The organism is Acidicapsa acidisoli, from assembly GCF_025685625.1.
GTDB lineage: Bacteria > Acidobacteriota > Terriglobia > Terriglobales > Acidobacteriaceae > Acidicapsa > Acidicapsa acidisoli.
Genome location: NZ_JAGSYI010000003.1, coordinates 378779 through 399006, shown reverse-complemented (window position 1 = coordinate 399006; position 20228 = coordinate 378779). Strand labels below are relative to the sequence as shown.

The window sequence follows — 20228 nt, the reverse complement described above, 5'->3', positions numbered from 1 at the left end:
TTGGCCTGAAAAATGCAGCCAGTTCTCTGTTCGAGACTTAACAGAAAGTCGGCAACACATACTGCGGATGCTTCGAGCATCCTTGAGTTATCTGAGAGGGAGTCTATTCCGGCATGGGTTCATCCAGCATGATCACGCTCTTTTCGGAGCCGCCACAATCGAGCTGGTTTCCTTCAACCTTTCTGATTTCCGCCATCGTGCACGCTGGACTCTGCAGTCTGCTGACGATCCGGGCAATCGAAAATCACCGCATCATCGAAAGCTTTCCTCCCAGCCGGTTTTCCTTAAAAGTTGTGGACTTTCGTAGCCCTCAGTCGCTGGCGCAGCGCGCATCGGGCGGTGGCATTCCTTATCCCGGTCCTTCCGCCAGTCCGTCAGCCGCGCACATGCTGGCAACTGGCGGAGCACCGGCAGGGTCGCCAGCGCCGTTAAGACAAACCGCGCAACTGATGCCCGCGCCTCAGACCCTCGTACAGCCCGATCTCCCCCGCGAACTCGTTATGCCTCCCAAGGTCACAGTGCCGCTCGTCGTGCTCTGGACTCCCGATAAAGTCGAGCTGAAGAAGCGTATCGTTCCACCCATTCCGACTCAGGCCGCAATCGTCGTCGTGCATCCCTCGCTCGATATACCCATCAAGGAAGAGAATCTCGCGGATCTTCGCATCTCCTCGTCTGCCTTCGTGACTCAAAGCCCGGCAGCGCCGCCAAGCACCACCTCACCGATCGTCGTTCATGGGCCCGAAGAAGCGAAGAAAGTTCCTCAGACAACCTCCAAGCAGCCCGATCCGCCAGTTCCGACTCCCGCGCGCGTGATCTCTCTGTCCGACATTCGCGTAGCCCAGGGAAGCGTAGCCATTCCAATGGTCAATGAGACTTCCCAGAAAGCCGCGCCCGGCACCCTGATTCCCGGCCAGCTCAAAGACCCCAGGCCAGCGGGAACCGGAGACGCAGCAAGCAAGACGAGCGATGCGGGCGCCGGTAAAGGAGCTGGAGAGCACGCCGGAAAACAAATCGATAATGCGACGGCCTCAGGCGGTGGCGCTGCCCACGCTCAAAATGGCGATCAGGCCGGCAAGGACGGAAAAGCCGCTTCCGGACAAGGGCAAAATCCCTCCGATCAGGGCAAAGGCGGCCTGACTTCCGGACGAACGTCATCCGCGTCCCAAGGCAACAACGAGGCTTCAACCCAGCCCGGCCCGGCTGGTCCCTCAGTTCCCGGAGCAACGGCAGGCTCGGGCACGGGCTCAGGCAATCAGCTTTCGTCCGTGCATATCAGCCTTCCCAAAGACGGCCAGTTTGGCGTAGTCGTCGTGGGAGCTTCGATCCAAGACAAATATCCCGAGACGGCCGAGCTGTGGAGCGGCAGGATGGCCGCCACTGTCTATCTGCGTGTCGGCCTCGCAAAGAGCTGGATACTGCAATACGCGTTGCCGCGTCTTCTCGATGCTGCTTCCGGGGGCGGCGGCGGCCCATTGGAAGCGCCCTGGCCGTATGAGATCGTGCGGCCCAACCTCGATCTGGAAGACATGGATACCGATGCGCTCATCGTGCACGGCTTTGTCAACAAGGATGGACGCTTCGAGAAGCTCGAAGTCGTCTTTCCGCCCCAGTTCGTCCAGGCTCCGATGGTCCTGAATGTCCTGAATCAGTGGCATTTCAGGCCGGCCAGGCAGAATGGCATATTTACGGCATCGGAAGTACTGCTCATCATTCCTGATCAGACGCAATAAGCCCGAGGCGAGGGATCGCTTCCGGTAGCGTTTCGCTGTACAAGCGTCGCCTGAAAGAGTCCGCTCGCGTTCTGAAGTCGTGTTGTTCGAGGGAGAACGAGTTACTGGCGGAGAGGTTCACTGTCTCCCTCGAACAACAAATTATTGTTCACGCTTTGCAACCGGTGGTGAACAGCTTACACTTGGGTGGTGAGCTGTGCGCCGATATTGGTGAAGGCGGAGTTAATGTCGCTGGCAAGAGTCTGCATTCCGGCGACGGCGGCGAAAGCAATCAAGGCAACAACCAAGGCGTACTCAACGAGATCCTGGCCGTCTTCGCTCTTCAGGCGATGGATCGCAATAGACATCATTCGAATCAAGTCTTTCATTCTTTCTCCTACGATATTGAGTTTCCAGCGGATTGCTGGTCTGTAGAAGTCTTCTGCGATTTAAGGGCTATTGTCTATGCAACTTTAGTTATCTAAAAACTACACCTGCGAGTTACCGCACTCGAAAGGAATAAACGAGGCTGTCGAGGCTCAGGTTGTAGCCGAACTGATCGTCGATCCAATCGTCGTGAAGACATCGTTGAGCCCAGAGGCAATCGACTGCATGCCTGCCGTCACCGCGAGAGCGATCACGGCGACGGCAAGAGCATACTCGACCAGATCCTGGCCCTCTTCGCGATATAGCAGGCCGTGCACCCTCAAGAAGGCCGTGCCCAAGAGGTTATTCCCGGTGCGATAACGCCTCATTGGTTTATATCCCTCATGGTAGATTCAAGTCGTCTTATTGGAGGCAAGTAGAGTACCACGACGAAGATTACTTCGGTTTCATATAAATCAGTAACTTGCGGTTAATCAGGGCCTAACAATGTAAACATCTGTACGCAACTGCCGGGATTATGCGACATCTCGTTTACAGAAGCCGCTAAAAGAGGCCCATTCCGACACATACGCGGCGCGGCGTGCTGCCGCAAAAATGCAAGTTGGTTACCGGACGCCCGTTCCGGATTGCACAGATTCACGAAATACAAAGGGCATGGGAGCGATGCTGCTCCCATGCCCTCTGCCGGTCAGAACGAGTAAGCTGTGCCTGCCGGAAAATGCTATCGAACTTCCTTCAATCAGTACTGTCGCGCTAACCAAAGACGCTGTTGGGAATCAACCTCGGAACCGTGAAATCCGATTCGATTGCTTGAAAAATTGCCCACAGGGCCGTGATGGTTGAGTTCTCCGAGGATACGCAGGCAGTGTCGGCCCCGGTCGCCGCGGTGTCGGAGAAGAAAGTCGCAGGCGACGTGGCCATGCCCGATATCGCCGCGCACGGCGAAATATTTCCGCTGTCTGTCGTGCATTGCGATGCTGAAGTGGAAGCGCCGTAAGCAATCGTGTAAATCGTAGTTGGATTGTTTGTACTTGGCCAATCGGTCACGATTTGTTGCGCGGCGCTAACCCCTTGCTGGCACTGGTTCATCAGGTTGGCGTTCGAGTTGTAGTAAGGGTAGGTTGTGTTGCCCGATGCCGCTGTCGGGAGATTGACTGCCGGGGAAGTATCGAAGTAAGTCGAAGCTAATTTACCTGACACCGCGTTCGCCGCGCCGTCGGTGAGGATGATAATCGCGTTCTGCGTCCCGGAGCGACCCGTTGTAGTCTGCTCCTGAAGAAGCGCTCCCTGAGCTGCCGCGATTGCACCTGCATAAAAGGTTCCAAGGCCGCCCGGAGCCTGCAGTCCTTTGCAGGTGGTTCCTCCTATGGACCCCAGAATCTTTACGAGGTTAGAGGCCGGGTTCAGCGTCGTGGCCCCGTCGTACAAGCGGTAATCGTTCGAAAAACCAACAAGCTGGTAATCCGCAATTGTCCCCGATAACGCGGGCAGAGTTGGAGCCGGATAGGACGTATACGCCGTTCCCAGGTAAGGAAACGAATAGGTGGAGGCCGTAGTAACGGCCGAGCAGGTGCCGGTATAAGCGTTGCTGGCCGAGCTGTACTGAAAGTTGGGAAAGGTGAATACGCTGATCATGTCGATCGAATCGGTACCGCCGGTGGGGCAGTTTCCAGTTCCCGACGCGCCAGTGTAGCTTCCAGCGCAGGGCGGAGCAGTCATCAGCAGCGCCTTCAGCCCGACCAGCGCGCATTGGTTTCTTGTGGTGTATTTTGTGCCCGTGTATTGGTCGGTGCAGGAGTCCGCGCCCGAGGCCATGGAAGCCGTTTGATCCAGTATGACCGCAATATTGTACGGCTTGCCACCGGATCCTCTGGAAGAAGCGGTCGCTGTCGCTTGGATCGTAATGCTTTTGGCTCCGAAAAACTGAGCCAGGGTCATATTCACTTTCACCTGCTGCTTCACCTGAATAGCGTTGTCGGTGCCGCCTCCGCAGGGTATGGGAAGGGCAGAAACGCACGACACCGCCGGAGTCCCCACCAATGTGGCTCCGTTAAGAATTGTTGACGCGTTGTTGTCCCCGGATTGGGCGCTGTATTTTGTCGCGATGGTTTGCGCGGTTGTGCCGTTGGGCAGTCCCTGTGCGCCCGCGAGCGCTGCCGCATCGGTCGTGGCCTGGAGCTGCTGATAGCTCAGATACATGCGACCAGAGTCGATCACAAAGCCGGCAAAGCCGAAGATGGTGGTCATCGCCAGCGCGGTCATGTAGAGGATCTGTCCGCGTTCCCGATGCGGCACGCGCCGTCGCTGCGTTCCGCTGGCACATTTGGATACATTCGTATGGGTCATTGCAAAACCTCCGTAATCTGAGAGGTGAGGGTACAACTTGCTGTCGGCAGGGGATTGAAATTGGCCAAATTTCCGAATTTGATGGCGGTAACGCCGGTGCAGTAGTAAGTAGCTTTTAGCGTGACCGAAGTTTGAGAAGTACCAGGATTCGGTTCAGCCGCGAGGGTCGTAGCCAGAGAAGGGCAGGTCGGCGTCACGTTCTCGCCGAATGTGGTACCGGTGCTCACGCCATTGACCGAGAAGGTATATGCCATCTTGGATGCCTTCAGGAACGGGGATGCCGCCACAACATTCGCCGCAATCTTGGCGCATGGGTCTCCCTGTTGAAAGCGTTGGAGCGATAACTGCTGGCCTCCAACATTGACCGCCTCTGTCAGCGAAATATATTCCGTGAAGAGAAGTCCGAAACTATAGAGTCCCATCACCATAATGAGAAAGATCGGCATCACCAGCGCAAGCTCGACAATCGATGAGCCACGCTCACCATCGGAGCCAACCCGCGTAACACCCAGCCGGCCTTTGCCCAGGGCTGTAGCGCGCGCGTCTCGCGACGCTATTGTGCGGTTTACCGAGAACATATTTCCCACCATTTTGACCCATCCTCGCATTTCGTGAAACGACTGTCCATAGCACATTAGAGTAAATCGAGGTAACGATTACCCTTTATCTGCCAATTAAGATCCCGGCCTCGCGCCGATTACTGGCAACCCGGCTCCCGCCATTACTAAAGTCGTATCTGGATCGCGTGACGCCCATGAGACGCATTTCCCCACCAGCTTATCCTTCGCGATTAGTTCCAGCCCCTCTCGCCGGCTTTCATCCAGAGGCTAAATCGACCACCGAAACCGGGTAAGTTCGCCAACTAAGGAACCCGATAACTGAACCTTTCCTCGTCTTTGCCAATGGGCGAGGGAAGCGGCCTGTCGGAGTTCTCTTCATAGGCTGCAATCTGTCAATTCACGGCTTGGCATTGTTTGCCCCGTCCAGGGAATGCGACGGTGTTTCTACCTGATCGACGGTAGCGCGGCCATTTTCCGCACTAAGGCCTTCCAGGAACCGCTCCAGCGATTTCCTGTCAACGCCCCCGCTGAGCTTGTTTTCGCTGCGCCGATCCTTGCCGTCTGGCAAGACGAACTCCAGACCAACCCCGTCGGTTCCCCATCGCACAGCCTTCGACTGTACAGCAATCGAGCGCTCGGAATCCCCCGGTGCACCGTCTGTCTTTTGCAATGTCATCATCACCAGCGTGCCCGGGTACCATCTCTCCTCGGTCACCAGATAGAGCCCGGTGGAACTGATATCCCGGATGGCATGTTGTTCCGGAGCTGCGCCTGTCCAATAGAACGCTGACAACACGGAAGCCGGAAGCCGGTCGCCTTTGCGCCGCTCGCGGGAGAACATCTTTCCGAACAAACCTTTCAAAGAGCTCATAACCTCCAACCTTCCTTCGAGATATTCATTTCGCCTGACTGGAGAGGTTCGGAGGGACCATCTTCAGCCGTTGTTCCATCTCTTCGGCGACACATATCACCAGTTGATCGCCAGGCTGAGTCTGCGACGAGTAAATCGTATGCGTAGGCAACTCCAATACGCTGGCTGCCTGAGTAATAAGAGGAGATATACGGAAAGTTGGGAAAGACTCTATAACGTGAATTACCTTGTGTCCCTCGTCCAGATACACCAGGTCCAGAGGAAAGAGCACTCCGACCGTGTGAATTCCCCTGGAAGGAACGATCCAGAGGCCATCATCCAACCCGAGCGTCAGCTTTCCGATCAGACCCTTCAGACGCGCAAGTGTAGTGTCTGCAGCCGCGACCCCCAAGCTGAGGAACGACTCTCTGGTCTGGTTATATACGCAATATTTTTGTTTCTGCATTTCGTCTTTTCGCCCTCGGCGGGTACCCGGCAACTGGAGCTGAAACGGATCTCCAGCTGCCGGCCTGAACTATTCGGTTTGAAATTCCTTTCCCTGGAATTATTGAATTAAATGGCCGATGATTCCTCATGAACAGGGGGAGGCCACTCCGTGATTAGCCAATGCTCCGGGTTCCAACAGGACCTTTACACCTCACAGTGCAAGTTGCAGATGGAAAAGTCTCCCCTTTGAAGCAGCGGGGCTCCGTTCCATCGACACTGCCAGGTGGAAAGAGGAGCCGGCTCAACTGTCCGGCGCCGCTTGTCCTTTGTCTATGAACCCTGTTACTTGACCCGAGTGCGACGACGCTGGATCAGAACGATCAGCACAATCACAGCCAACACGCCAGATACAACCTGGATGATCAGTGTATTGTTCATGTCGAATCTCCCTTCTTTTTAGTGGTTGAAAAACGTTTTGAATGCTTCCGACATCGTAATCATTGCCGGGCCGAGCACAACAATAAAGAGCGAGGGGAAGATGAACAATACGAGCGGGAAGACCAGCTTCACCGTCGTCTTGGCCGCCATCTCCTCGACCTTTTGAATGCGCTGGGTTCTCAGCGTGTCGGAATGTGTGCGCAAAGTCTTGGCGATACTCGTTCCAAATTGCTCTGATTGAATCAGTACGGAAACGAGATTACGCAAACTGTCTACATCGGTTCGCTCGGCCAGATGCTTCCAGCAATCGGCGCGCGGGCGGCCGGCGCGCTGTTCCAGCACCACGATCCCCAATTCATCGCAGAGGGCAGGCTGCGCCATCTTCAACTCTTCGGTAGTCCGCTTGGTGGCGTGGTCCAGGCTCAAGCCTGCTTCAATGCAAATCACCAGCAGATCCAGCACATCGGGCAAACCGCGCCGCAGCTTGTTTTGCCGGGTCTTGATCTGTCGCCCAAGCCAGAAATCCGGCGCAAGAAAACCGAGGCCCAGCGCACAGATATAGAACATGAACGGGTTGTCGTTTCCGAACCCGCTGGCAAAGAGCACGGCACAAAACGAGAGCGGAACCAACACCTTGGCGCCATAGAAGACATTGATTGCGGACTCCGAACGATAACCCGCGCGAATGAGCCGCTGTTGCGTTACGCCCACTTCCGCCTGGCTCTTCGGAATGATCTTCTCCAGGTGCTCAACCACGCTGCTCAGCGAAAATCCCGACTGCTGAATGCTGCCCATCAGCGTTTGTTTTTTTGTCTCCGGAGAGATCACCGCAGAGAGACGCTGGATCATCTGTTCGCGATAGAACAGCAGAACGCCGCCGCTTGCAATCAGCAGGAACACGACCACGAAAGCCAAAATAGCGATTCCCATAGGTCTCCTCTACACGTCCATACTGACGATCTTGTGAATGATGAATCCGCCTATGGTGGTCATGATCGCGGAAGCGTAAAGAAGCTTGATGCCGATATCTCGCTTCCAAAGGAGGCTCATGCTATCCGGACTGATCATGTACAACATAACGCCAAGAACTATGGGGAGAAGTGTCAGAATTATTCCGGTAAGTCGCCCCTGGGCCGTGTGAGTCATCACTTGCCGCTTCAGCCGGAAGCGCTCGCGAATCACATGCGCTGTCTTTTCCAGTACTTCGGCAAGGTTTCCTCCGCTCTCCTTCTGAATCAGGATCGCAGTCGCAACAATCCTCAAGTCCTGCAAGGGAACGCGAGTCACGAGATTGTCCATGGCGGTTCTGAGTTCCAGGCCATAGTTCTGCTCGTCATAGCAGATGCGAAACTCGGTGCTCACCGGGTCTGGGCATTCACGCGAAACCAGGCTGAGCGCTGAATTCAAGCTATGACCGACGCGCAGAGCGCTCACCATAAGATCGAGCGCGTCAGGCAACTCCGTTTCAAATTTTTTGAAGCGTCTTCCGCGCTTGTTGAAGACAAAGGCCAGTGGCGCCGCACCCAACACCGCGCCAATCAATAGAGAAGATATGAGATCGCCGCTCTGCAGGTAACGTAAGTAGCCGGGGATCAGGGAAGCGGCGCCGCACATCAGAATCAGACCGCCTGCTGTCCATTTGAGATTGGCTTGATAGAGCAAAAGTCGAAGCCGCGGTGCAAGTTCGATTTTTAGCAGCCAGCGATTGATCCAGGGAATCGCGCTCAAAAGCTCCTGTTTGCGCAGGTCGACAATCTGGTCCGAAGTGTTCGTCCAACTGGTAGCCAAAGCCGAATCAAGGGTTGCCAGCACCTTCTTCGTTTGCTGAGACGCGCCGGTGCCGACCGCGATCATCAGCAGCGCCACCACCGAGAATGCTCCCCCAAACACCAGCAGTATGATCAGATTCATAAGCTTCAGCCCTTCATCCGGTTTTACTTCTTTCAGTTCACTTCGGTCGTAGCTTCAAAGAGGCTCGGTGGCAGAAAGATACCTGCAACGCGCAGCCGTTCGAGAAACTTAGGACGGATGTGGGTCGGTTGAAAGGTTCCGATCACTTTGCCGTCCGGCCCAATCCCTTTTTTGTTAAATGTGAAGATTTCCTGCATGCTGATGACGTTCTCTTCCATGCCTGTGATCTCCGAGACGCTCACCACCTTGCGCGTTCCGTCGCTAAGGCGCGAAACCTGAACGACAATCGTCAATGCCGCCGCTATCTGCTGGCGAACCGTCTTCTCGGGAAGATTCAAGTTGCTCATCGCGACCATCGACTCAAGCCGGGTGAGCGCGTCTCGCGTAGTGTTGGCGTGAATGGTTGCCATCGAGCCTTCGTGGCCCGTGTTCATCGCCTGCAACATGTCAAATGCCTCTTCGCCGCGAACCTCGCCAAGGATGATGCGATCGGGGCGCATACGCAGGCAGTTGATGAGCAATTGCCGCTGCCGGATTGCACCCTGGCCTTCGACGTTCGGCGGTCTCGTTTCAAGGCGCACCAGATTCTCCTGCGCCAGTTGCAACTCTGCGGCATCTTCGATGGTGATGATGCGTTCGCTCTGCGGAATATAGCGCGACAGAATATTCAGGAACGTCGTCTTACCGGCGCCGGTGCCGCCCGAGATAAGAATCGTGATGCGCGCTCGCACTGCAGCCGCGAGCACTTCCATCATTTCCGCAGAGATGCTCTTCAATGCCACCAACTGGTTTGAGGCAATCGGCCCCGTGCCGAAACGCCGAATGGACATCGAAGGCCCATCGAGCGCCAATGGCGGAATGATGGCGTTGACACGGGAGCCGTCAGGCAAACGGGCATCGACCATCGGCGAGGACTCATCCACGCGGCGGCCAACACGCGAAACAATGCGGTCAATGATCTGCAGCAGATGGCGATCGTCGCGAAAACTCGTATCGACTTTCTTCAGGATTCCGCCTTTTTCCACGAAGACACTGTCCTTGCCATTCACAAGGATGTCGGAGATTTTGGGGTCCTTGAGCAGAGCTTCCAGCGGACCAAGGCCAAAGACCTCGTCCAGCAGGTCCGACTGAACTTTTTCCTGCTCCTCAAAGCTGAGAGGAACCTTCTGTTCCGCGATGATGTCGTTGATGAGGCCGGCTACGGCCTGTCGCGCCTGGTTGGAGTTGACGCGCGACAGCTTCTCAAGATCAAGTCTTGAGATCAGTATCCGATGTACATCCGCTTTGAAACCGTCCAAGTTAAGCTGTTCCACGTTATCCCATCCCTGCAATTCGTGCGGGTGTTCTGATATTTATCGGAAGAGGCCGAAGCGTTTCTTCTTTTCCGTGTTTGCTGGCAGACCCGAGGCGGCTCTCGCCATCTGGCGGATGACTCGCGATATCGGTGAGTCTTCGAGCGACAGCGGAGTGGCTGTGTTTTGCGTGCGGCGCGCCGTCGCATAGTCGTTGGGAACTCTCCAGGTAGCTGGTCTCGTCAGCGCCTTGGTAATATGTTCCTCGTCCACGCCGAGAGAACGCGGCGTAAACCGGTTGAGCACAATCTCGAGCTTGCTTGAGGTCTTGGTGAAGAACTCCGAAACAAGCCGGTTGGAATTCCGAAGCTCTGGAATGCTGACCTGTGTGATCAGGTAAATCGTCGACGCCTGATCGAAAAGCGTCGTGTCTGCGAGATCAAGCCTCGTTCCTGCATCGACAACCACATAATCGAAGTCCTGACGCGCAATCGTCAGTAGTTTGTCGACCTCCTCGGGGTTTGTCTGCATCGGAGTAAATTTCCCCGGAGCCGCTAGTACAGATAATCCTGAACTGTGCTTTGTCAGGAGCCGCGAAAGAAAATTCGAATCGAGACGGCTCGCATTCTGCAGCGCATTGACCGTTGAGTATTGCGCCGTGATTCCCAGGTCGAGCGCGGCGTCTCCAAGCGGCAAATGGAGATCGATCAGGAGGGTATTCTGTCCCGACTCGGCAGCAAGCGAAACAGCAAAGTTGCAGGCCAGCGTCGTGACTCCAGAGCCTCCCTTCGCTCCGAGGAACACAAACAACCGCCCCGCTGTCTTCTTTGGAGGACGCGCCGTTGGGCGGCGAACGGAGGCCCGGACCATCGCTTCAGCGATCGTGCCAGTCGAAAACGGCTGCGTCAGGAACTCGCGAGCACCCGCCCTCATGCAGCGAACCAGCAATTCCGAGTCGGTGTGAGCCGAGTAGACCATCACAGTCGGCGAGCCGGTGCTGCAGATCGTCTCGACCAGGTCGAGCGCGTATTCCGGGTTGCTGTCCAGGTCGACGATCATCACATCGTAGCTGTCTTCCAGCATCCGCGGTACTTCGTCCAGCTCAGGATAGGCGCTGAACTCACGGGTCACGCCAGCCTGCAATCCGGTCAACGCGATTGCGACCGCACCACGTCGTTGCTGATCAGGGCCGATGAGGGCGATGGTCAGTACATTTGCCCCTAGGGCGTCGGGATCCTGTGTCGGTGTTGACATCACGAAATTGTTACTCCCCTGAATTTGTAATACCTTCGTTCGTAAAGCCTTAAACTCTTCTGTGCCAGCGAACCGGCACTGCATTCCCTACGAGCCCTCAATGGGAAAAAAATGAAATCAGCGTTCCTACCGCGATTGCGGGTGCGTAAGGTATGGTGCGGCTCTTCCAGACTTCTCCTTTGAAACTCCCGACAATGGCAAATCCCAGCGCCATCAATCCGCCAGCCATGGCGATCAGCACCATGGCCATCAGCAGTTGCCTCGGCCCAATCCACGCTCCAATCGCCGCTACCAGCTTTACGTCCCCCATGCCCATCCCGCCAATCCAGGACAGCATGCCGTAAACCAGCGCACCCAGCGCGAAACCTTCCAGGCTCTGCCAAAATCCGTGCCAGCCATGCATCCACGCCGGGACAACGAGCCCCGCAACCATAAACGGCAAAACCAGCCAGTTCGGAATCTTGCGGCTGCGCAGATCCGTAAAGGTAGCCACGGCAAGAACCACGAATGTCGGCCACCATGCGAACGAGTGCATCCAAACTCCTTCCGTCCCTTCCCAAGGGATCGATCAGGAGTAGTGCAATTCTCGAACCAAACCCGTTCTCCTCCAGAAAGCCTGATTTCAGTGAGTTAAGGGTGGTGCATCTCCGGTCGGTGTGCACGGATGTTTACAGGCGGTTCACGCGAGTGAAGCAGTGCATATACACCCTCCAAATGCGTAAAGCGGACTAAGAATGAGCAATTCCAATGTTCGGAGTGACCCCGTCCGGTCTGTGATTTCTGTTTGGACGGAGGACTCGCATTGTTTCCCGATCCGCAATCGGCCCGTTCTTCCGCTTCAATGGGGTCCCTCGATTCGGGTGCGAAATCCAGGCTGTCGACGGTCAGACTGGCGTTAATACCATCTGATAAACATTACGGAAATTGTCCATCTCGGGAGCTGCCAACATATGTAAGAACATCGCCGAGTGCCCATGACTTCTCAATCGCTTCAATCACATTAACGTTATCTATGTAGTAAACTGACAACGCATCAGCAAATCCACGAGTTGCCGGCTGGCTGCCTCCTCCGTACCAGCGAGGATCGAAACCCGCATTCCAGCAGCGTTGACACCGCAACCTTCTATGAAATGAATTGCTGTCAGCAATTACGAACCATAATTTACGAAACGAATAGCGTTAAAGCGCATGCGCGCAACGGAGCCGAGGCGGGATAGGGTGTGTGCAAATAAGTAATTTTCTCTGAGAAAAGTAAACTTAAAAGTAAATAGCAATATAGTTAATAGGGTAACACTATGGTTAGTAATTTCACCCTTATTACCAATGCTTGATTGACACTTGTTGCACCATCGTGCCAAAAATGACTCAAAAGTGCCATTCACTATTAATGAGCAGTAGCCGATAACAGAGGTGTCTCCTCTCACTATTTCTGTTGCGTTGCGAACGTCAACAGTCTTCGTCGGCGAGAGATGCCCCGGGGGTTCCCCAGCGCCCGACAGGCACATGGAGTGCAGAAACTGATGATACGGATCGGATTGTATTCAGAAGATCGCTCGTTGCAACCGCTTCTCTCCTCTGCTTTGGGGAGAGACTTTCAAATCCTCCTGGAGTCGAATGAGGATGGAGTCAACAAGCTCGTTTCCGCAGGAGACTGCGATGTCGTGATCCTCGATTTGAACTCCAATCTCGGCTCCCTGCAGGAACGGATTGAAGGTTCACGGCGCATCATCGCATCCCAGATTACATCCGTCGTTATGGCCGATGACGGCCTTCGCGCGACCGCCGTCGATCTGGTCCGCCAGGGAGCCTACGGTTACTGCCGCCGCCCGCCCTCGATCCGCGACCTAAAAACAATGCTGCGTCGCGCTCACGAGAACTCGTCCCTCAAGCGCCAGCTCCAGAGCGTTCAGCAGCGCCTCGAAGAGAATGTAAGCTGCGACCAGATGATCGGCTCCAGCCCTCAGATGCAGCGGGTCTACGACCTCGTCAACTGCGTCACGGACCTCAATGCCTCTGTCCTCGTAACCGGCGAGAGCGGCACCGGCAAGGAACTGATTGCACGCGCCATCCATAATCTGGGTTCCCGCGCCAGCCGTCCCTTTGTCGCCGTCTCCTGCGGAGCCATCCCGGAAACCCTGATCGAGTCCGAACTCTTCGGCCACGAAAAAGGCGCGTTCACCGGAACCGTAGGTGCCCGCGAAGGCTTTTTCGAGCAGGCTGGCGACGGCACGCTCTTTCTCGATGAAATCGGCGAGCTCAGCCTTTACACCCAAGTCAAACTTCTCCGTGTTCTGCAGCAGCGTGAGTTCAGCCGGCTCGGAAGCAACCGCCTCATCCCGCTGCGCGCGCGGCTGATCTTCGCCACACATCAGGATCTGGCGGAAATGGTAGCGCAAGGCAAGTTCCGTCAGGATCTCTTTTACCGTATCAACGTCATGAGAATTGACGCCCCGCCGCTTCAGGACCATCCCGAAGACATTCCGCAGATCGCAACCCACTTTCTCAGGCATTACTCGCAGATGTACCAGAAGTCGCTCAAGGATTTCGATCCGGAAGCGCTCGCGATGCTCCAAAGCTACGCCTGGCCCGGTAACGTCCGCGAGCTCGAAAACGTCGTGCAGCGAGCCATCATCCTCGCTCGCGGAGAGTTCATTCGCGCCGAAGACTTGCCCATCAACCTGCGCGAGGAAAACGTCGTCGACATCGCCGACTTCCATCCCGCAGGCTCCTTCGAGCGGCAGCTTCGCGACTACAAGATCAAGCTGGCCGAGACAGCGGTGCGCGAAAATCACGGAAACAAGACCCTCGCGGCGCGCAGTCTCTGCATTTCCAGAGCTTATCTGCATCGGCTGATTCGCCTCGCCGAGCCGGATCAGATATTTGAAGAGGAAGCCCAGGGGATGGGAACCGCTTGAGTCAGGCTGTCCCATCTCCGGTTTCCAGATTCCCGCATTTAAGGTCAGTATTCTCGTTCCCCGTCATGCTCGCGGGCCTCTTGCTCGTGCTCGCCACGCTGACGGTACGCTCCCGGTTCGATGATCCGGATATGTGGTGGCACCTCAAAATGGGTGAGATTGTCTGGACCACCCACACCATCCCAATTACCGACATCTTCTCCTTCACCACGAACCACCACGCCTGGATTCCGCATGAATGGCTCTCCCAGACCTTACTTTTCCTTGCCTATAGATGGGGCGGCTTTTCCGGCCTGATGCTCTGGCTGTGCGTCTTCACCACAGCCCTTTTCGTTGCCGGGTACTTGCTTTGCTCTCTTTATTCAGGAAACGCCAAAGTCGGCTTCCTCGGCGCGCTCGTCATCTTCGTCTTCGCCACCGTCGGCGTTTCAATCCGGCCACAGCTGCTCGGCTATCTTTTACTGCTCATCGAATTAACCCTGATCCACCTTGGCAGAACCCGCAACCCGCGATGGTTCTGGTGGCTGCCGCCGCTCTTTGCTCTCTGGGTCAACTGCCACGGCTCTTTTTTCCTCGGCATCGTTCTCGCCGGAGCCTTTTTCTTCACTTCGTTCTTTCAATTCCAAGCAGGCGGCCTGATCGCGGAGAAGTGGGCGCCGCAGCGCAGACAGATCTTCCTCTTCGCGATGGTTCTTTCCCTCGCGGCGCTGTTCCTCAATCCGGTCGGCCTGAAACTCATCCTGTACCCGCTCGACACCCTCATACACCAGCCGATCGGCCTGAGTTTTGTCCAGGAATGGCAGCCGCTTCAGCTAAGCAGCCTGCGCGGCATCCTCCTGATGGCGGTGCTTGCCTGCATTTTCCTAACAGTGATCGCACGCAAGGCCGAATTGCGTGCCGAGTTACACTTTGACGAACTGATTCTGCTTGCGATGGGCACATGGCTGGCGGGCGGCCACGACCGGATGCTGTTTGTCTTCGGCATTCTGGCCGCGCCGATTCTCTCCCGCGTCCTCTCCACTTCCTGGGAAGGCTACAACGCCAACACCGATCGAATCTGGCCCAACGCAGTCATGATCGCGCTCTCGCTGCTCGTCGCCATCTGGGCATTTCCCAGCCGCCAAAGCCTTATCCAGAAGACCGAAGAGATCAGTCCCGTGAAAGCCGTCGAGTTCATCAAGGCCAACCATCTTCCGGGGCCGATGCTCAATGACTACGGCCAGGGCGGCTACCTCATCTGGGCCATGCCCGAGCATCCTGTCTTCGTCGACGGCCGCGGCGATGTCTTCGAGTGGACCGGAGTACTGGAAGAATTCGGCCAATGGGCCCTGCTCCAAACCGATCCCAACAAGCTTCTCGACAAGTACGGAATTCAGTTCTGCCTTCTCAATCCTGACTCCGCAATGGCCCACGTGCTGCCCTTGATGCATAACTGGAAGTCCGTCTACTCAGACAACAACTCGGTCATTTTTGTCCGCGTTTCCTTTGCAAACGCCATTCGCTAGACGCGACTTTCCTCACCCACGAACGCGTCGCACAGGAACCGCCAGCATCATTTTCGCGTATCAGATTCCGCGCGGAAACAAGACACCTCATTTGTTAAACTTCACCCTAGATCGCGTTCGATTTTAGAGTGTGCGGGGAGAATTCATGCCAGTCGTCGAACTCGCGGGAGTGACCAAAGCCTACGAGACTAAAGTCGCCGTGAACAACCTCAGCCTCTCCATCGATGCGGGCCAGATGTTCGGCCTTCTCGGGCCGAACGGAGCAGGCAAGACCAGCTCCATTCGCATGATGATGGGCATCACGATTCCCGACTCGGGAGCGATCAACCTCTTCAACCGCCCCTTCGAGCGCAAGAGCCTGGAGCGCGTCGGTTATCTTCCCGAAGAGCGCGGCCTCTACAAGAAAATGAAAGTTCTCGAACAGCTCGTCTTCTTCGGCGAACTGCACGGCCTGACCGCCGCCGAGGCGCGCAAGCGGTCCATCGACTGGGCCGGCCGTATGGAGATAGCTGAGGCGCTGTCCAAGAAGACCGAAGAACTCTCTAAAGGCATGCAGCAGAAGATCCAGTTCATCTCCTGTCTGCTGCACGATCCCGGCCTCATCATCATGGATGAGCCATTCTCCGGTCTCGACCCGGTCAACGCGGTGCTTGTCGAGCGCATACTCCTCGAATTGAAGGATGAGGGCAAAGCCATCGTCTTCTCCACCCATCGCATGGATCAGGTCGAAAAGCTCTGCGACTCCATTTGCCTCATCAATCAAGGCCACGCCGTCCTCGCCGGAAAAATGCGCGAGATCAAGTCCCGATACGAGCGCAACCGGGTCATCGTCGAATTCGAAGGCAGCTCGGCATTTCTCAACAGCGAGGAGATCGCCGAAGCCAGAAACTTCTCCGGCCACGTCGAAATCAAGCTCAAAGATCACGGCAACGCGCAGAAACTTCTCCACGAGGCCGCCGCCGTAGCCACCATCTACCGGTACGAGTTGGTCGAACCTTCGCTCGAAGAGATCTTCATTCAGACCGTGGGAGGCAAAGCCGATGCGTGACATGATTCTGATTGCCAAACGCGAATATCTGGAACAGGTGCGCGGACGCGCCTTTCGCATGACCACGATCCTCGTGCCGGCCGCTTTCGCCTTGATCATCGGCATCGGCTACCTCTCCAGCAGAGGACTCGGCTCCCACAAGCATATCGTCATCGCAGCCAACGATGCAGCTCTCGCCACCGACATTCGCCGCCAGATGATGAGCGAGAAAGACGCCAAGACTACCGTCGACGTGATCGCTCCGGCGAACGATGCGGATCGCGCCGAGCTATTGAAGCAGGTGCAGAGTAAGGCAATCGACGGCTACCTTTCCATTGAAACGCCAGCGGATTCAGCGAACGGACTGCCAGTCGCGAAGTATATTTCGCAATCCTCCGGCGATTTCACGACCACGGGCCGCCTTCGCGACGATTTGAACAACGCGATTGTGAGCCAGCACCTCACGAAGGGCGGCGTAACGCAGGCCGACGCTGACGCTCTCAACAAAGGCGTCAAGATCGCCACCTTCACCGTGAAAAAAGACGGCACCGTCGTCAAGAGCAACGCTGTCGCGTCCTTTTACAAGGGATACGTCATGGCGATTCTGCTCTCCATGACCACCGTAATGTACGGCCTGAACGTGGCCCGCTCCATCATTCAGGAGAAGACCTCGCGCATCTTCGAGGTCATGCTCTCCATCGCCAAACCCGGCGATCTCCTCTCCGGCAAACTCATCGGCGTAGGCCTGGTCGGTCTCACCCAGATCCTCATCTGGGTCGCCGCTGCTGCGGCCATTGTCGCAACGCCGCTTGCCGCCGCTCAGATGACCGGCGACTTCGCCGTGCATTTCTCCTGGACCGAAGGCATTCTCTTTCCCGTCTACTTCGTCCTCGGATACTTCCTGTACAGTTCACTCTTCGCCGGCCTTGCCGCCACCTGCGAAACCGAGCAGGAGCTGCAGATGTACACCCCATTGGCCGCTGTGCCGATCTGGCTGAGCTTCGCCATGATCATGCTCATCATCAACGACTCGAATTCGTTCTGGTCAGTGGCCATCTCCTTTTTCCCACCTTGCACACCTATCATCATGTTCCTGCGCATGGGCTCCGAAATTCCGCCGATATGGCAATTCGCAGTCTCCATCGCACTGATGCTGCTAAGCATCTGGGGCGTCTTATGGGTCTCCTCGCGCCTCTACCGTGTCGGCATCCTCATGTACGGCAAGCGCGCCACATTGCCCGAGATCCTCCGCTGGATCCGCTACAGCTAGGTATCCTCGCAACGCCGAAGGTCACTAAGGATCTTTGAAGGGTACGGGCTTCAGCCCGTACATTTGAGCACGGAGACTGGCGGGGTTTTAGCCCCTGAGGGCGCGGATTCTAACGAGCCACCCTCCTGCATCCCGGCCACTACAATCAAAAACGTGACCGAGTCGCGCAACAAGACCAAATCGCCGGGCAGATTTACCCTGAGCCAACGCCTGACACTGGCCATCGTCCCCCGCCTCGTCTGGGCGCTGCTGATGCTTGTCGGCCGCACCTGGCGCTTTGAAGTAATCGCCGAAGAAGGCGTAACCCCGGCCTTCCACGGCTTCACTCCTGGCCGCGAAATCTACTGCTTCTGGCACCAATGTGTGCTTCCGTGCGCCTTCTATTTCCGCCGCACCCACGCAACCATCCTCATCAGCCAAAGCTTCGACGGCGAACTCATCACCCGCACCCTCGAACTCCTCGGCTACCAGGCAGTTCGCGGATCAAGCTCCCGCGGCGGACACCAGGGGATCATCGGCCTGCGCCGCGTCCTCGACGACGGCATGCCGGCCATCTTCACCGCCGACGGCCCCCGCGGTCCCATCTATCGCGCCAAAATGGGCCCCGTCAAGCTGGCCCAGCTCACCGGAGCCCCCATCGGCTCCTTCCATCTCGAACCCAAAAAGGCGTGGGTCATGCGCTCCTGGGATCGTTTCCTCGTCCCCAAGCCCTTCACCCGCATCACCGTAAGCTGGGGAGTGTGGACCATGGTCGAAGAAGAAACCTCCAACGAGGAATTGGAACTCCTTCGCGACCAACTCGACGTCGCCCTGGAGCGAGCCCGCGAACGCGCCAACAATCATCTGGGGAGAAAAACCGCATGAACCCTCCCCATCCATCTCCTCAATACGAATCACTCCGCGTCGCTGATTTCGATTTCCACCTGCCCGAAGAACTCATCGCCCAGCAGCCCCCCGCCGAACGAGGCGCCAGCCGCATGCTGGTCCTGAATCGCGCCGAAAATTCACTCACAGACAGCAGCTTCGCCAATCTGCCATCTCTCCTGAACCCCGGCGACCTGCTCGTCCTCAACGACAGCCGCGTCATCCCCGCCCGCCTCTACGCTCATCGCGTAACTTCACGAGGTAAGCAGGAACCAACCGGCCAAATCGAAGTCCTCCTCACCAGCCCCGACGGAGCAGGGAACTGGAATGCACTCGTCCGCCCTGGCCGCAAAGTCCGCGTAGGCGACCAACTCGAATTCTTCGCGCAGGAACCAGTAACTTCGATGGAAGCAGCAGCCAAAGAGGGAACAGAAGCCAAAGAGGGAGCAGGGGCCTTCAGGCCCCTGAATCAGCCACCAGCTATTGGGGGCTTTAGCCCCGGAAGCCGCGAACCCCTCCTGCGCGCCGAAGTTCTCGCCAGCGGCGAATTTGGCGAACGCCTCCTGCAATTCGCTCCAGTAGAAGACTTCTTCGCAGTCCTCGAACAAATCGGCCACATGCCGCTCCCTCCCTACATCAAGCGCGAAGACCAGACCGGAGATCGCGAGCGTTACCAGACCGTCTTCGCCTCCCAGCGAGGCTCCGTCGCAGCTCCCACCGCCGGCCTGCACTTCACCCCCGAAATCCTCGACGCCACTCGCGCCCGCGGCGTAGAAATCGCCAAAGTCACCCTCCACGTCGGCCTGGGAACCTTCGCTCCGCTCCGTGTCGAGCGCGTCGACCAGATCCACCTCCACAGCGAGCGCTATACCCTCCCCGCCGCCACAGCTGAAGCCCTCAACCGCGCGAGCGCAGAAGGCCGCCGCATCGTCGCCGTAGGTACCACCGCCGTCCGCACACTGGAGCACTGCGCCCAGGCCGCCCAAGGCCGCCAACTGGAACCCCACACCGGTGAAACCTCCATCTTCATCTCCCCCGGTCACCAATTCCGCTTGGTGGGCGCAATGCTTACAAATTTCCACCTACCCCAATCCAGCCTCATCATGCTAGTCAGCGCCTTCGCAGGCCGCGAACGAGTTTTAGAAGCCTACGCCCACGCCGTCCGCGAGTGTTACCGCTTCTTCAGCTACGGCGACTGCATGTTTCTCTCTTAATCCAGTGCTACGCTAGACCAATGCAGGAACGGAGTCGATTAGGACGAGTAATGCCACCGGCGAGGATGCCCTTTGATGCTCAATCAATAGCGCTACTCGTATTGAACATAATCGGGACAATTCTTTACGTGTTTGCGGCTTCGCGCGGTGGTTGGGCAATACCAGAGGAACGTGCAGCGGGAATATATACGACGACGGGGGAGCCGTTTGTCTGGTTTCTCAGCATTCTTCCGATAACC

Annotated in this window: 18 protein-coding genes; 7 read left to right on the top strand and 11 right to left on the bottom strand. The window is 56.7% G+C overall.

Translation table 11 applies throughout. The annotated features are described in order from the left end of the window. Positions 1–113 precede the first annotated feature (113 nt). Positions 114–1730, top strand: a complete 1617-nt coding sequence (locus OHL23_RS19465; RefSeq protein WP_263353632.1) for a hypothetical protein — start codon at positions 114–116, stop codon at positions 1728–1730. A gap of 176 nt (positions 1731–1906) precedes the next feature. Here OHL23_RS19465 and OHL23_RS19460 read toward each other — a convergent pair whose 3' ends face one another. From OHL23_RS19460 to OHL23_RS19410, 11 genes are all read right to left on the bottom strand, one after another. Next, positions 1907–2098: a Flp family type IVb pilin gene (locus OHL23_RS19460; RefSeq protein ID WP_263353631.1), complete on the bottom strand. Its 192-nt coding sequence runs from the start codon at positions 2096–2098 to the stop codon at positions 1907–1909. 150 nt (positions 2099–2248) lie between these two features. After that, positions 2249–2464, bottom strand: coding sequence for a Flp family type IVb pilin (locus OHL23_RS19455; RefSeq protein WP_263353630.1), 216 nt, complete (start codon positions 2462–2464; stop codon positions 2249–2251). A gap of 385 nt (positions 2465–2849) precedes the next feature. Further along, entirely contained in the window at positions 2850–4442 is a 1593-nt protein-coding gene (locus tag OHL23_RS19450) for a pilus assembly protein TadG-related protein (protein ID WP_263353629.1), read from the bottom strand. Then, a complete protein-coding gene (locus OHL23_RS19445) occupies positions 4439–5032 on the bottom strand; it encodes a TadE/TadG family type IV pilus assembly protein (protein WP_263353628.1) in 594 nt (197 codons plus the stop codon). Before OHL23_RS19445 ends, OHL23_RS19450 begins: the two co-directional genes overlap by 4 nt. A 367-nt stretch (positions 5033–5399) precedes the next feature. Then, positions 5400–5873, bottom strand: a complete 474-nt coding sequence (locus OHL23_RS19440) for a PilZ domain-containing protein (protein WP_263353627.1) — start codon at positions 5871–5873, stop codon at positions 5400–5402. A gap of 25 nt (positions 5874–5898) precedes the next feature. Further along, positions 5899–6318 carry a DUF192 domain-containing protein gene (locus OHL23_RS19435; protein ID WP_263353626.1) on the bottom strand — a complete coding sequence of 140 codons (420 nt, stop codon included), beginning with the start codon at positions 6316–6318 and terminating at the stop codon, positions 5899–5901. 437 nt (positions 6319–6755) lie between these two features. Further along, positions 6756–7667, bottom strand: coding sequence for a type II secretion system F family protein (locus tag OHL23_RS19430; protein WP_263353625.1), 912 nt, complete (start codon positions 7665–7667; stop codon positions 6756–6758). A gap of 9 nt (positions 7668–7676) precedes the next feature. After that, a complete protein-coding gene (locus OHL23_RS19425) occupies positions 7677–8648 on the bottom strand; it encodes a type II secretion system F family protein (protein ID WP_263353624.1) in 972 nt (323 codons plus the stop codon). A 32-nt stretch (positions 8649–8680) separates the two neighbouring features. Beyond that, positions 8681–9961, bottom strand: coding sequence for a CpaF family protein (locus OHL23_RS19420; protein WP_263353623.1), 1281 nt, complete (start codon positions 9959–9961; stop codon positions 8681–8683). Positions 9962–10000: 39 nt separating this feature from the next. Beyond that, complete coding sequence (locus OHL23_RS19415) at positions 10001–11194, bottom strand: AAA family ATPase (RefSeq protein ID WP_263353622.1); 1194 nt, start codon at positions 11192–11194, stop codon at positions 10001–10003. Positions 11195–11291: 97 nt separating this feature from the next. Further along, positions 11292–11729, bottom strand: a complete 438-nt coding sequence (locus tag OHL23_RS19410) for an A24 family peptidase (RefSeq protein ID WP_263353621.1) — start codon at positions 11727–11729, stop codon at positions 11292–11294. A 1021-nt stretch (positions 11730–12750) separates the two neighbouring features. Here OHL23_RS19410 and OHL23_RS19405 point away from each other — a divergent pair. The 6 genes from OHL23_RS19405 (at position 12751) to queA (ending at position 19989) form a co-directional block, all read left to right on the top strand. After that, the gene (locus OHL23_RS19405) at positions 12751–14109 is read left to right on the top strand and encodes a sigma-54 dependent transcriptional regulator (RefSeq protein ID WP_263353620.1); all 1359 of its coding nucleotides are present in this window, start codon (positions 12751–12753) and stop codon (positions 14107–14109) included. 65 nt (positions 14110–14174) lie between these two features. Continuing rightward, positions 14175–15614: a hypothetical protein gene (locus OHL23_RS19400; RefSeq protein ID WP_263353619.1), complete on the top strand. Its 1440-nt coding sequence runs from the start codon at positions 14175–14177 to the stop codon at positions 15612–15614. Positions 15615–15759: 145 nt separating this feature from the next. Next, positions 15760–16662, top strand: a complete 903-nt coding sequence (locus OHL23_RS19395; protein ID WP_263353618.1) for an ABC transporter ATP-binding protein — start codon at positions 15760–15762, stop codon at positions 16660–16662. Next, positions 16655–17911 carry an ABC transporter permease gene (locus OHL23_RS19390; protein ID WP_263353617.1) on the top strand — a complete coding sequence of 419 codons (1257 nt, stop codon included), beginning with the start codon at positions 16655–16657 and terminating at the stop codon, positions 17909–17911. The genes OHL23_RS19395 and OHL23_RS19390 overlap by 8 nt, the downstream gene beginning before the upstream one ends. A 153-nt stretch (positions 17912–18064) precedes the next feature. Continuing rightward, on the top strand, positions 18065–18775 hold the full coding sequence (locus OHL23_RS19385; protein WP_263353616.1) for a lysophospholipid acyltransferase family protein: 711 nt from the start codon (positions 18065–18067) through the stop codon (positions 18773–18775). After that, complete coding sequence (gene queA, locus OHL23_RS19380; RefSeq protein ID WP_263353615.1) at positions 18772–19989, top strand: tRNA preQ1(34) S-adenosylmethionine ribosyltransferase-isomerase QueA; 1218 nt, start codon at positions 18772–18774, stop codon at positions 19987–19989. Before OHL23_RS19385 ends, queA begins: the two co-directional genes overlap by 4 nt. Positions 19990–20228 lie beyond the last annotated feature (239 nt).